General features: G+C 36.4%; 16 protein-coding genes. 11 read left to right on the top strand and 5 right to left on the bottom strand.

What is annotated here, in order from left to right; translation table 11 throughout:
* Positions 1–33: 33 nt before the first annotated feature.
* The 10 genes from ACX12B_RS04740 to ACX12B_RS04695 all read left to right on the top strand — a co-directional run bounded on the left by ACX12B_RS04740 (position 34) and on the right by ACX12B_RS04695 (position 8,722).
* Positions 34–645, top strand: a complete 612-nt coding sequence (locus ACX12B_RS04740) for a 30S ribosomal protein S3ae (protein ID WP_459352906.1) — start codon at positions 34–36, stop codon at positions 643–645.
* Between the two features lie 23 nt (positions 646–668).
* Positions 669–1,094 (top strand): RNA-binding domain-containing protein, encoded by a 426-nt coding sequence (locus ACX12B_RS04735; protein WP_459352905.1) that lies wholly within the window; start codon positions 669–671, stop codon positions 1,092–1,094.
* 190 nt (positions 1,095–1,284) lie between these two features.
* Positions 1,285–2,742, top strand: coding sequence for an NAD(P)/FAD-dependent oxidoreductase (locus ACX12B_RS04730; protein ID WP_459352904.1), 1,458 nt, complete (start codon positions 1,285–1,287; stop codon positions 2,740–2,742).
* A gap of 40 nt (positions 2,743–2,782) precedes the next feature.
* Positions 2,783–3,577 carry an AAA family ATPase gene (locus ACX12B_RS04725; protein ID WP_459352903.1) on the top strand — a complete coding sequence of 265 codons (795 nt, stop codon included), beginning with the start codon at positions 2,783–2,785 and terminating at the stop codon, positions 3,575–3,577.
* Positions 3,578–5,140 (top strand): VWA domain-containing protein, encoded by a 1,563-nt coding sequence (locus ACX12B_RS04720; protein WP_459352902.1) that lies wholly within the window; start codon positions 3,578–3,580, stop codon positions 5,138–5,140.
* 58 nt (positions 5,141–5,198) lie between these two features.
* Positions 5,199–6,740, top strand: coding sequence for a pyridoxal-phosphate dependent enzyme (locus ACX12B_RS04715; RefSeq protein ID WP_459352901.1), 1,542 nt, complete (start codon positions 5,199–5,201; stop codon positions 6,738–6,740).
* Position 6,741: 1 nt separating this feature from the next.
* The gene (locus ACX12B_RS04710; RefSeq protein ID WP_459352900.1) at positions 6,742–7,197 is read left to right on the top strand and encodes an ASCH domain-containing protein; all 456 of its coding nucleotides are present in this window, start codon (positions 6,742–6,744) and stop codon (positions 7,195–7,197) included.
* A 67-nt stretch (positions 7,198–7,264) separates the two neighbouring features.
* Positions 7,265–7,828, top strand: coding sequence for a TATA-box-binding protein (locus tag ACX12B_RS04705; RefSeq protein ID WP_459352899.1), 564 nt, complete (start codon positions 7,265–7,267; stop codon positions 7,826–7,828).
* A gap of 15 nt (positions 7,829–7,843) precedes the next feature.
* The gene (locus ACX12B_RS04700) at positions 7,844–8,065 is read left to right on the top strand and encodes a hypothetical protein (protein WP_459352898.1); all 222 of its coding nucleotides are present in this window, start codon (positions 7,844–7,846) and stop codon (positions 8,063–8,065) included.
* Positions 8,066–8,137: 72 nt separating this feature from the next.
* Positions 8,138–8,722 carry a hypothetical protein gene (locus ACX12B_RS04695; RefSeq protein WP_459352897.1) on the top strand — a complete coding sequence of 195 codons (585 nt, stop codon included), beginning with the start codon at positions 8,138–8,140 and terminating at the stop codon, positions 8,720–8,722.
* Here the strand turns inward: ACX12B_RS04695 and ACX12B_RS04690 are convergent.
* Positions 8,712–9,416 (bottom strand): hypothetical protein, encoded by a 705-nt coding sequence (locus tag ACX12B_RS04690; protein ID WP_459352896.1) that lies wholly within the window; start codon positions 9,414–9,416, stop codon positions 8,712–8,714. The genes ACX12B_RS04695 and ACX12B_RS04690 overlap by 11 nt on opposite strands.
* A 61-nt stretch (positions 9,417–9,477) precedes the next feature.
* A complete protein-coding gene (locus ACX12B_RS04685; protein ID WP_459352895.1) occupies positions 9,478–9,654 on the bottom strand; it encodes a hypothetical protein in 177 nt (58 codons plus the stop codon).
* Between the two features lie 119 nt (positions 9,655–9,773).
* Here ACX12B_RS04685 and ACX12B_RS04680 point away from each other — a divergent pair, with 119 nt between their 5' ends.
* Positions 9,774–10,115: a P-II family nitrogen regulator gene (locus ACX12B_RS04680; RefSeq protein ID WP_459352894.1), complete on the top strand. Its 342-nt coding sequence runs from the start codon at positions 9,774–9,776 to the stop codon at positions 10,113–10,115.
* A 151-nt stretch (positions 10,116–10,266) separates the two neighbouring features.
* Here ACX12B_RS04680 and ACX12B_RS04675 read toward each other — a convergent pair whose 3' ends face one another.
* From ACX12B_RS04675 to ACX12B_RS04665, 3 genes are all read right to left on the bottom strand, one after another.
* Positions 10,267–10,506 carry an Lrp/AsnC family transcriptional regulator gene (locus tag ACX12B_RS04675; protein ID WP_048071573.1) on the bottom strand — a complete coding sequence of 80 codons (240 nt, stop codon included), beginning with the start codon at positions 10,504–10,506 and terminating at the stop codon, positions 10,267–10,269.
* A 140-nt stretch (positions 10,507–10,646) separates the two neighbouring features.
* Entirely contained in the window at positions 10,647–11,609 is a 963-nt protein-coding gene (gene dusB, locus ACX12B_RS04670; protein ID WP_459352893.1) for a tRNA dihydrouridine synthase DusB, read from the bottom strand.
* A 41-nt stretch (positions 11,610–11,650) separates the two neighbouring features.
* Positions 11,651–13,571, bottom strand: a 1,921-nt coding sequence (locus ACX12B_RS04665; protein ID WP_459352892.1) for a thrombospondin type 3 repeat-containing protein, incomplete at its 5' end; no start/stop codon positions are given.

Raw genomic sequence — 13,571 nt, 5'->3', positions numbered from 1 at the left:
CCCTTATATTTTGGGTTTAAAGGTCGATAATAATTGGCACGTAGAAAAGGCAGAGTAAAAGACAAGTGGCGAGAAAAACGCTGGGTTACTGTAAGTGCTCCAGATTCATTTAACAATGTACCAATTGGGTATGTACCAATTACAGATGAGGAAAACGCTGCCGGTAGAGTTTTAGAAGTTACACTATATGATATTCTAAAAGGAGATCCTTCACAACACCAATACAAAATCTATTTCCAAATTGACAAAGTTGAGGGAGACAAAGCAACAACAATCTTCAAGAGATATGAATATTCAAAAGAATTTTTGCGCAGTCTAGTAAGACGTGGTTCATCAAAAATTAATTTCATTATTGATGCTAAAACAAAAGATGGATACATCTTTAGAATCAAGGTAATTGCTTTGACTCACAGACAACTTAACACATCTAGAAAACATGCACTTCGATTAATTGCAAGAGATGTAATCAACAAGCAAGTTCCAGAAATGACAATTGAACAATTTGTTCAAGCAACATGTTACAGTAAAATTAACTCAGACATTATGGCTGCATTCAAGAAGGTCATCAGAGTAAGACACGTAGGTCTTGAGAAAGTTAAACTCATCAGAACTGCTGAGAAAGAAACAGTTTTGCTTGAAGCATAATAGACTAATCATATTCTACAATCATGAATGATAAGATAGAGATTACAATTGATGCCATAGTTCATGCAACTGAAGATGTTTCAAAAATTTTCCAGTCCTTTGAGATACTAGAACTAAAAGAAGAAGACTTTGCCGTTACTGAAACCACAGGCCATTTTGATAATCCGATTCTCATGATTCATGCAAAAATTCTCAAAAAACAGGCTCTAAATTTTCTAAAAAAACTAGTAGAGCTGCTGCCACCCCAACAAATTGATGAGTTAATCGACGAGATTGAAGAGAGGACAGTTGATTCTAGATTTCACATGAGACTAGACAAGCAGGAACTCGTAAAGGGCAACGTCACAATAAGTGAAAAAGATACAATCAAAATAAAAATCCACACACCAGTATACAACAAAAAAGATACCATCAAAACATTTACAGAAATTTTTCAAATTGCCAACTAGATTAAATAGAATAAAATCACATTATCAGTTGGGAATGAGGAGATAACAGCCGCTCCAGTCTGAGCGAAAGCTTTGAAGACGCCGCGACGAACCGACCCCAAATTTTGAATCGATCAATTTAGCAAAAACACACGATTCCTTGTACAATTCCATGGTATTATTTTAAATACGGACAGCCGAACCTCTTATCGTGGCAGACTATGATGTTATAGTTGCAGGTGGAGGCCTTGCAGGTACAATTACAGCTCAAGCTATTTCTCACTATACAAATCAAAACGCAAAGATTCTAGTCGTTGACAGAAACTCTCCAATACTACCAGGCAGAAAGTCATTGTCTGGCTGGGTTTGCGGAGATGCATGCTCCAAAGAAGCAGTAGATTACATGTCTGAGAGAATCAAGGTTCAATGGACCAGACCAGAAATCGAACATGATGTAAAAGGCGTAATGGCATTTTCTCCAGACACAGAAACTGCAATTCCATTTGATGGCGCAGGATACATGTTGAATCGTCAAAAGTTACCAGAGATTCAAAATGAAAGATGCCAAAAGATGGGAATCGAGTTTGCATTTGAAAAAAATCTTTCAGGTCTAATTTATGATGGTCAACAAGTTGTAGGTGTTCAAGGAACAGACAGCAAGACAAACGAGCCATTCAAAAAGACAGCAAAAATTGTCATTGATGCTACAGGTGTCGCATCCATGCTCAGAAGTGGATTGAAAAACTCTACCAAGGTAGAAAAAAGAATCGACAGACGAGACTTGGAATCAACTGGCAGATACATCATGTATTTTGAACCAGGACAAAAAAATCTTACAGATTTTGATCCTGATTATTGTATTATTCATTTAGACCAAGACATTGCTCCAGGGGGATACGGATGGGTATTTCCAAAAGGAGATAATAAAGTAAACATCGGTCTAGGTGTTGAAAAATCACTTTTAGAAAGACGAAACAAGCGATTAGGCAAAAAAGACAATGTCGAATCTTTGATGAAAGAATATTTGCACAGAAATACTGCAATTAAAAATCCAAAACTTTCTGAAGACCCTGAAGACATTAACAACAATTCAGGAATTTTCCAAGTTTCAGTTAGAAGACAAAATGATTGTATGGTTTCAGCAGGATACATGATGGTTGGAGATTCTGCATGGATGCCAAAACCAATTGATGCAGGAGGAATCGGTCCAGCATTAATTGCAGGAACTATCATAGGAAATAATGTTGCAAAAGCACTAGAAGCAAATGACTTTTCAGAAGCAAGTCTATGGCAATACAATTTAGATTTCATCAAAGAGTATGGTTACAAGACTGCAGGTCTAGAACTGTTTAGAAGACTAGTTCAACAAATGACAAATGAGCAAATCAGTTATGGTATGAAACACTTTTTGGGAAACATGGATGTGGAATCAATCAGCAAAGGTGAACACCCAGACTTTTCAGGACTAGGAAAGATTGGAATGATAATCAGAGGTGCAATGAACAAGACAGTTGCAGACGGATTAAGATACACATCAAAAGAAAACCAGTGGTTAGTAGAACACTACAACAATTATCCAAAAGACCCATCTGGTTTTGATGAATGGAACAAAACACTCCATGGAAGAATGGATGCAGCTTTTGCAAAAGTAGAAGCATTTGGAAAATAGATCTAACAATAAATATTGTCGAAATCAATGAAAACGTACTTTGGAAGAAGTTCAGTATCTAGATTGGAATAATTCAATTCAAACTATCAACAAGGCATATGATGCAGGACTTTTTGTGCTAATAATTGGACCAAAGGGGACAGGCAAGACATCACTGGTCAGAGATTTTGCAAAAGGTAAAGGAATCAACTTAGAATCAATTAATTTTAGCCTCAGAACAAGGGAGAGTCATCTAGTTGGAACAAAAACTCTCACTGATGGAACTGTGAGTTTTGATGAAGGGGTTTTGATAAAGTCAATGAGGGATGGAAGTTTGCTATACCTTGATGAGATTAATTCTGCAGAAGCTGATGTGTTACTTAGATTAGATGAAGCACTAGATGACAGAAGACAAATTGCATTAAAAGAATCAACGGGTGAAGTAGTAAAAGCTAAAGACAACTGGTTTGTCATTGCAACAATTAATCCATTGACTCACAGCGGAACAAAGGAATTACCACCGCAACTATTAAGCAGATTTCCAGTTCGAATAAGACTAGAGTATCCTCCTGAAGATGTAGAGCTCGAAATTGTAAAAAAACACGTATCAGGAGAACATGAATCAGAAATAGTTCAGGCAATCAAACTAGCAAATACATTAAGACAAGCAGCAGCAGTTGAAGAGTTGTTTTACTCACCCAGTCTAAGGGAGACAATTGCTTTTGCAAAATTGTTAGACGGAGGAATGGCTGCAAAAGAAGCTGCCAATTTTGTTTTTGGAAATGTGTACACACAATGGGGAGATATAGAGTACCAAAAAGTAAGTGACATCATTACCTCAATGTTTGGAAACTAAATGCAATCAGTTAAACTTCAAAACGAATCGCTAGTAGAGATTGCTACATTTCTTGTTAGAAGATGGTCTGAAAGAGACAACATAATTGTAGAGATTTCAGACAAGGTTGAAACAAAAACAAGACTGGTAGAAAACAAGGTAATTCTAACGCCTTTAGAAAAAAGAATCGGAAGTGATTTTCAAAAGTACAGACAGTTTAGAACTTCATTATGGTATGAAGCAATGAGAATAAAGTATTGCAAGAAGATACTGAGCAATGATCATGCATTTGGTTTTATCCTAAACACAATGGAGACAAGACGCGTCGAAGAGTTGGGCAGAAAAGTTTGGAGAGGTATGGACAATGAGATTATCTTCAATTACGCCTACATGCTAGTTTCAAGACCACAACTCAGCACAGTTTACGGAAAAGCAAGGCTAGTTGAGGCGTTTTACCAGTACTTTATGTTTGGAGCAATCAAAGGAGAGGTCCAGTCAAGTCACTTTGAGAGAATAAGAAAAGCAGATGCATTTGCCAAAAAAATGGTAAACAAGGCAATTAAAGAAAACCATGACACAGAATGGCTAGAAAAAAATGTCAGCGAGATTATCAAGATTTTAGAAATTGATTCTCTTTTAACAATTCCAGTGTCACTGCCATTTATGAAAGCAGGAATGCCATTATCTGAAGAAGAACTGCTACGAGTTTTGAAGATAGTTTCTAAAAACAAAGAAGGAGACTTTGGCGATGTGGATCCTGCTGCAATACTAAAAGGAGACAATGTGATTGATGAGTACAATGTTTTGTTAGATGAAGACAAAAAGACAGAAAACAAAGGACTGATGCCTGAAGCAATAGGAATTCAGATACCATCTACACGAAATGTAGATGAGACAACAATCTATGACATGAGTTTGATTAACGGATTAAAAACAAAATTCAAGGAATGGAAGACAGGTTGGAAAGAGCAGCATCTGAGTTCAGGAGACGAGTTTGATGAAGAAAACTATATCGAAGGAAACAAGCCATTTTTTACAGACATTAAAAAATCAATTAAAACAAAAATTGTCATACTGTTAGATCATTCATCTAGCATTTCTTCAGATGCAATTGAATACAAAAAAGCAACGCTTGCTCTTTGTGAAGTTCTGGCATATCTCAAAGTAAAATTTGCAGTCTATGCATTTAGTACAGAGAACAGATCAGTAGTGTGCTGGTCCATCAAACCAGACAACATGAAATGGAATAATGTCACTGCAAAGAGGTTGGCCCAAATCGTAGCTAATGGTTCAACCCCCCTAGCTGAAGTATATGACAAGATGTTTCCAGTTTTACAATCAAAGAGGCCTGATATTTTCTTGACATTGACTGACGGTGAGCCATCAGATCCTGATGCAGTCAGAAACATGACAAAGTCATTGAAAGGGTTAGGAATTAGCATGGCAGCCTTGGGTTTGGGGCCAAATACAGTCAGGGCCACAACCATTGCAAATAATCTAAGACACTTGGGATATGAAAAAACCATGGCAGTAAGCCGTCTTAGAGACATCCCAAACAAGGTCATCAACATTTTAGATATCTAATAGGCTGAACTAATTTTCTATAGATATTTTATTGAGAAAAAATTAGGAGGTTTAGAAATTGTCAGAAAATCAAAATTACGATCCTGCACTTTTGCAAAAATTTGAAGAAGAGGTATGGAATAAAATTCCACACAGAGAAGGAGACAAGATTGTAAATGCAACACCACTAGTGGATTTAACTGCAGACCTCAAAGAGTGTGCCAAAAGTGTATACAAACTAAATCTAGATGACAAGGATTTCAAAATTTATGGAAAGTTTGATTCAGAATTACTTAGCGGCTCCATCAAGGTAAGGGCAGCATCACACATTATTCATGAGGCAATAAAGTCTGGCAAATGTAACGGTAAACGCATAGTAATTGAAGCTACATCAGGCAACTTTGGAATTGCATTAGGTCTCTTATCAAAACTTGGAGTAACTGTAGTTGCACTTGTTTCAAGAAAATTACAAGAAGGTGTATTCAAGGAATTAAGAAATGAAAATATCAAAATTATGGATTTAGACATGGACATTTGTCCAGCTCCTGGAATGGAGAACAAAGCAGACGAGATGGCTGCAAAGGCAACTGCTGCAAACATTCGCTCACAATTAACAGAGATGGGTTTTGATCCTCAAGTCTTTGACAAGAACCTTGAGGAAATTGAAGCACTGCTAGCAAAACAAGACATTATTAATTTGGCAAGATTCCTTGCAGATATTTACAATATGTTTTGTCCAAAACAATACGATAACGAACTAAACATTGACATTCACAATACAGTTACTGCACCAGAAATTGATCAGCAGTTACATGAGAATGGTGATTCGCTAGAAGACTATGCACTCTTTTGTTCATTTGGAACAGGAGGAACGTCAGGTGGTTTGAGTAAATACATGTCTGAGAAATACAACAAAAAAGCAGTTCATGTTGTTTTCCCACCACCAGGCCAAGATGTTGCAGGAATTAGAACAAAATCCAAGGCTGAAGGCTTGACATTGTACAATCCTGAATTATACACAGAGCACGAAGTTGATTTTGAGAATGTAAAATTACTTCTCAAGTTTATGGTAGAGAAGGGACACGACATTGGTGAAAGTAGTGCACTAGAGCTTTATGCAGCACTAGAGATGGCATACAAGGGAGAAATCAAAAAAGGTATAGTTATTGTTGCAGACGGAATTGAAAAGTACAGAAAGAACTTTGAGCAAATCTCACAAGACAAGCCTCCAATGAAAATATCAGTAGAAGATGCAGCTGCTGTTGCAGAAGAGTATGACAATATTATTTGGGTTCACACACAATACACACCAAAAGAAGAAGGAATTGAAATTATTGCAAAATCACTAGGTGTTGACAAGTCAAAAATTACTGTACCAAAAGCATCTACAATTAACAATCTATTATCAACACAACAAGTTCCTGAAGAGCTTAGTAAAGAGCTACAAGGCTCCAAAGGAAAATCATTACTAGTTTGCATGGCAGGAAACACATCACTTATGACTGCACAGGTATTGGCTAGCAAAGGAATAGTTACTCAAAGTTTGAATGGAGGGATAACAAATTTGCCTGAAGGAAGAGGCAAGAATCCTGGAGAATACATTCAGGTAGCTAGAGAATAATTTGAAATGTCTTTCAGTATCTCAACCATTTGCTGATTTAATCATTCTAGGAAAAAAGACAATCGAGTTACGTAAATGGAACACAAATTTTCGTGGAGAGATACTAATACACGCACCATTAAAAATTAGAAAAGAAGATTGCAAGAGATTAAAGATTGACAAAAAATTTGTCACAGGTGCAATTGTTGGCAAAGCAGAAATCTATGACGTAAAAAAATACGACACCATAAAGCAAGTCAAGCTGGATCAAAATTTCCATCTTGCCTCAAAAAATTTTCATGACAGAACTTTTGGTTTTTTGCTAAAGAATCCAAAGTCATTTCGAATCCCCATCCCATACAAAGGACAGCTGGGACTCTTTGATGTGGAATTGCCTAAAACAAAAATCAAGAACAAAGAAATTGTTACAGATATTATTGATGAAGAATACAGATATCAGTGGATAGGCCACCATTGAGCAAACCCAGATTCTTTCCAAAAAATTTGACTAGTATATATAAAGGGCCTATTTAAAGTCCCTCGTTATGCCTCAGACAAAGCCTATTGTCAGTGTTGAAAATGTTGTTGCATCTGCATCAGTTGATCAAAAGATTGACCTTAATGAAATTACAGAAAAATTTCCAGATACTGAATATCATCCAGAACAATTTCCAGGACTAGTTTTCAGATTAAAGAGTCCAAGAACTGCAACTTTGATTTTTAGAACAGGAAAGATGGTGTGTACTGGTGCAAAATCAGAAGAGATGGCAATCAAAGCAGTAAACACTGTAGTTCAAAAACTTAGAAAAGGAAAAATCAAAATAAAAAATGATGCAGTAATTACCGTACAAAATATTGTTGCAGCAATTAATCTAGGTGGAAAGATACATCTAGAAAAAGCAGCAAGAACATTGCCAAGAAGCATGTACGAGCCAGAACAATTTCCAGGACTAATTCACAGAATGCTTGATCCTAAAACTGTAATCTTGTTGTTTGCATCAGGTAAGTTGGTTTGTACTGGAGCCAAAAAAGAATCAGACGTGTATCGTTCTGTTCACAACCTACATTCAGTATTAGAAGAAAAAAGTCTAATGATATATGATCAATAGATTTTACAAAATAGATTGACTGAAGATAATTTTCAAGAAGAAAAGAAAAAACTGACTCCAGATAACGGGTTTGATCTGATTGGTATTGATTATTTTGCAGAGCCAGGAAACCAATTGTATCTCGTAGAGCATTTTGAAATGTATCAAGATGCACTAAATGCAAAAAAAGAGAGAAAGAATCCTGATGAATATTTTGTTTTGTATAAAGGAGCAGGTGGAGAATTTTTCTGCAGATAAGCCAGAAAAATAGAATAACTTTACTATATTTTACAAACTCTCTTTATCATTAGGTTTTTGATGTAAAATTTCATGGCCAATGAAACCAGTGATTTGATTGACAATATTTACGAAAAAAATGAACCTGCACAAAATGACCACAAGCCTCAGATTATTCGCAAAAGTCAAAAAGCAAAATATCAGATTTTTGATGAAACAGAATTTACTCGCGGCAGGGAAGTGCTAGGAGACCTCATTGTACACGGGATGATAGCCTCAGGAGGCACGGATATTGACTGGCTAATTGAGCACAAGGGGGGGTTTGTCATTTTGGAATTCAAAGGATTCCATAACGACAAGATAAACATTGCAAAGGGGCAGATGATTGCCTATGAAAAATTACATGAAAAGCTAAACCAATCAGCAAAATGCTACCTGTATGTTGTAGGATGCGACGACATTGATTTTTCAAATCCAGATGCAACAGTTTGGGTCTTTGAGATGAACCAATGGAAATCAAATGCAGTTCCAAAGAATACCAGTGACATTTACGGAGATAATTCAAATCGACAAAACAAGTACATAGTTTATCGCGAATACATGGAAGAGATTAGTGTAGAAAAGCTTAGAGACATTATTGATTCTCACTGGAAAGAATTTGAAAGAATTATGCTTTAAATGAAAATGTACTAGATTTTGTTTCAGCACCGTTATCTACTTTGATAGTGTAAGTGCCAGAACTCTCCCATCCAGGGCCACCAGCAATTGCAAGTGTAGAGTATCGTCCATCACTTTTTAGAGAAACCTGTTCTGCCCAAACAAGTTTACCTTTTGGATTTTCTATAGAAAGATTCACAGAACCAGTTGTATCAGAAATGCCATTAATTGATATGATGTCTTTGTTGTTATATGATGCAAAGTCAGTTTTAATCATTAGTGATTCTGCAACTGTTTTAGTAGGAGTCTTTACAACAGAAGTAGGTTCAGTAGAAATTCCACTAAAGGATACAGCAACTGCAATGATTGCTATTAAAGCAACTGCACCAATACCTATCATTAGTTTTGAGTTCTTTGAGGAACCAGAGGAAATTTTAGGTGACGCTGATCTAATGGTTTGAGTTTGAGTAGACATTGTATTTGTAATAGATGCAGTTTCAGGTAATACTACATCTGGAACAACAGGTTTTTCGACAGGTGCAGGAGTATCAGGTTTTCGTCCAAGATGTTTTTCTGCTAATTTTTTAACATAATTTCTTTCAAAGTTGCTAATTACTTCATTATTTTCACAAGCCCGGCGAATCTGCTTTAGAATTCTGTCATCGCCAAAGTCTTTTTCCAAAAGAGCCTTTACATCATCAAGTAATGAATCCACGAGTATTTTCTCCTATAATCATTATTTATGAATTCCTTGTTTAAGATTTCTAATGACTTCTCTATCTAGAGTAGATTTTCTGTGCTTGGATAATGACAGTTCTGATGTAGTCTTTTGCAGTAGAATCTGACACTCCCATCTGTTTTGCCCTCTGATACAGGGCATTTTCTTGAGGATCACTCAAATAGCATTTTAGAAGATAGTTTAGTCTGTGAGATCTCTTTTCGTCACTTTTCATGATTTTACTTTTTTTCTGCACTAAAAAGCCCAGAGGATTATGAAATAACCAACAATGTATCATAAAATTCTAAAAAATACATATGATCGTTTTTAAACAATACCAAAAAACAAATGCAAATGAAACGAATTGAGGCAACTGTTCAAGTGGATAAAGCAGGTGCAGTTTCTGATGCAATCAAAGACATTGTCGGTGGATTTACTATCACAGAAGGAAAGGGTAGAGGTTCTGGAAAAAGACAAGAGATCAGATCAGGAAGAGGCACAGGTTCATTCACTGCAGAATACAACAAAGTTGCAACAGTGATAACAGTAGTAGATGACTCAGACGTAGAGAAAGTATCTTCAGCAATTGCTGATTCAGCTTTTACAGGAAAGGGCGGAGATGGAATTATCACAGTCACCAATGTAGAAAGTGCTCTAAACATAGCATCTAAAAAGACGGGTTCTGAAGCCCTCTAATCATTTTATTTTATTAAATCCAATTTTATTTTGAAATAAAGCTACTGAGAGGAGAAACTTCCTCTCAGGAGGTATCCTTTTGGAGGACATATGTTGTTTGAAGGGATAGCATCTTATTGCAAACTAAGTATAAAAGCAAAGGATTTTGAAGTTACTGTTGTCCTTCAATTCCCATTAGAGTTAGTGTTGATCTAATTTTTGGGATTTTTCTAATCTTCCAAGTAATGGTTTCGCGTAATGCTTCTACTTGACCAGATTCAACTTTTGCTAAAATATCATATGCACCAAATGTGCCATGAACTTCAACAACACCTTCAATAGATTTTAGTTCTGATATTACAGCTTCTTCAGAACCTAGCTCACAGTTTATGAGAACATAAGCTGTTGCCAATTATGATTCGACTCCTATTTTCATAACTAAAATGCCATCTTGAAATATATAAGAATAGTCCGATTTACTTAAAAATTCAACATTATTTTGGGTTAAATGATTAACATTTGTAAAGAAAATTACCAAATCTAAAAATAAATTTAAGATATAGAATATGCCTCACGCATGATCTTTTCTAGGTCTTCAAGATTTTTTGAAAAGGTGATTTTAGAACGAAGTTTAGAGCCGCCCTTCAATCCTTTTGTAAATCTCATGGCCTGACTCTTGATGTTAGCGAATTTGATTTTGTATTGGTTAGTAAGATGAAGATAATCAAAAAATGAATCCAACCTGTCTTTGAAGGAATATTCCTTGTAAGAACCAGTATTGAGATAATCATTAATCTGCTCAAACAAGAAAGGATTGCCCATGGCACCACGACCAATCATGACATAATCACAACCAGTCTCATCAAGCATCATTTTGGCATCTTCAGGAGTAGTAATATCACCATTGCCAACTATAGGAATACTAGAAATTTCTTTGAGTTCTTTGATTAATTTCCAGTCTGCATTTCCAGAATATCCCTGGCTGACAGTTCGGGGATGAAAAGTTATCATTTGAATTCCTTGGTCTTCTGCAATTTCTGCAATCTCTCGAAAAAGAAATTTGCTTGCTTCAGTAACACCGGAGCGAATCTTCAGGGTTACTGGTTTTTTTACAGCATTAACAAGAGTATTGAAAATTTGTTGTGTAAGATTTACTTCTTGGAGTAGAGCCCCTCCTGCCATTTGTTGTGTAATGTGTGGTGCAGGACAACCCATGTTGTAATCAATGATGTCAAAATATGGTTCGACAATGGTTGCAGCTTTTTCTAGTGCATAAAGATCAGAGCCAAACAATTGAACAGAGATTGGTCTTTCTTGTTCTGAGAATTCGATGAACTCTTGAATTGTCTTCATGTTGTCTTTGAGTTGTTCTTCTTTTGCAATAATACTGTGAATGCTGGTAAATTCAGTTACAACCAGACCAGCTCCCATCTTTTTGCACTGTAATCTCAAGGCAGGATCACTGACTCCTGCCATAGGAGCTAAAAATGCCCTACTAGAAAATTTTGGAAGCATGAACAAACTAAATAATTTGAATATATTTACTATTTCAAAAATCAGTTATCAGGACAGCCGTCAGTGTCTCTGTCACCATCATAATCCTCAGGATCAAGTGGACACAAGTCTTGGTCATTAATGATGCCATCTAGATCATCATCATGGACAAATCTTTGTTGTTCTGGAGCAATGTCAGGACAACCGTCATGATCATTGTATTTGTTCCAGGTTTCAGGTTGGTTTGGACATGAATCAATTGCATCATAGAATCCATCACCATCAGAATCAAATCTTGTAGGAGTTGTTGACGCTGCAGCCAATACGTCTGGGCATCCATCCCAGTCTAGATATCCATTATAGTTCTCTTGCTCATCAAGGCAGGAATCCCATCTATCATCTATTCCATCACCATCGCCATCTGGGAATGAATACGAAGATGTTACAGAGCCTGCAGAGTCTGGACAGCCGTCAGTGTCTTGATAATAATTGTAAGTTTCAGGTTCTAGTGGACATGCATCATTAATGTCTAAAATTCCATCTCTGTCAGAATCAAGTTTGGATGGAGATTTATCTGGACAGCCGTCAGTGTCTTTGAATCCGTTGTAAGTTTCAGGTTGGTTTGGACACAAATCTAAATTGTCTACTATTCCATCACCATCAGTGTCATAGGTAGAATAACCATCAAAAAGAGAATCTGGACAGCCGTCAGTGTCTTGGAACTTGTTGTAAGTTTCTTTACTTTTAGGACACTGATCTACATTGTCAATTATACCATCACCATCAGAATCTCCAAAGGAACCATGGTCTATTGTATCAGGACAACCGTCATAGTCTTGGAACTTGTTATAGTTTTCTGGAATTGTTGGACACAAGTCATAGACATCAGGGATGTTATCATAATCAGTATCAAGTAATGCAGATTTTGAAATTCCAGGAATATCTGGACAACCGTCTTCATCTAAGAATCCGTTAAAGTTTTCTGGCTCATCAATACATGCATCCCATCTATCATCAATTCCATCACCATCAGCATCTGGAAATGTATATCCAGACAATACACCATCTACTGAATCAGGACAACCATCAGTGTCTTGGAACTTGTTGTAAGTTTCTGGTTCATAAGGACAAGAGTCTGAAACATTTGGAATTCCATCTCTATCAGAATCAAGTATAGAAACAGAACTATCTGGACAGCCGTCAGTGTCTTTGAATCCATTGTATGTTTCAGGTTGGTTTGGACAAGAGTCTAGATTATCAATTATTCCATCACCATCAGAATCATTGCTTGACAATCCATCAAAAAGAGAATCAGGACAACCATCAGTGTCTTGGAACTTGTTGTAAGTTTCTGGTTGATAAGGACATAAATCAAATTGATTAAGTATACCGTCTCTATCAGAATCTCCTACAATTGGTAATTGTAAAACATCTGGACAGCCGTCTTCATCTTGGAATTTGTTATAGTTTTCACGTTCGAATGGACATGCATCTTTATCATCACCAATATTATCAAAATCAGAATCAATAAAGCCAACAGAATATCCTAGAACATCAATACAACCATCTTCATCTTGGAATCCATTATAATTTTCAGGCTCGTTTAAACATTGATCCCATCTATCATCTACTCCATCACCATCAGTATCAGGGAATATGTAAGTAGAATCTATAGAATCAACAGTGTCTGGACAGCCGTCAGTGTCTTGGAATTTATTGTAAGTTTCAGGTTCTAGTGGACATGCGTCTTTACCATCAGAGATTCCATCTTGATCACGATCTAGTAAACCAATCTCATCATCAGGACAGCCGTCAGTATCATCAATGTTATTGAATGTCTCAGGTTGAGTTGGACACAAATCTAGATAATCAGGAAAACCGTCATTGTCTGAATCTGCAATATCTTTTTGACCACCAATAGATAAATCTGGACATCCATCATCGTCTTGGAATTTATTGTAAGTTTCTTTTACAGTAGGACAA

The organism is Nitrosopumilus sp. S6, from assembly GCF_054515815.1.
This window is presented reverse-complemented; position numbering and strand designations above follow the sequence as displayed.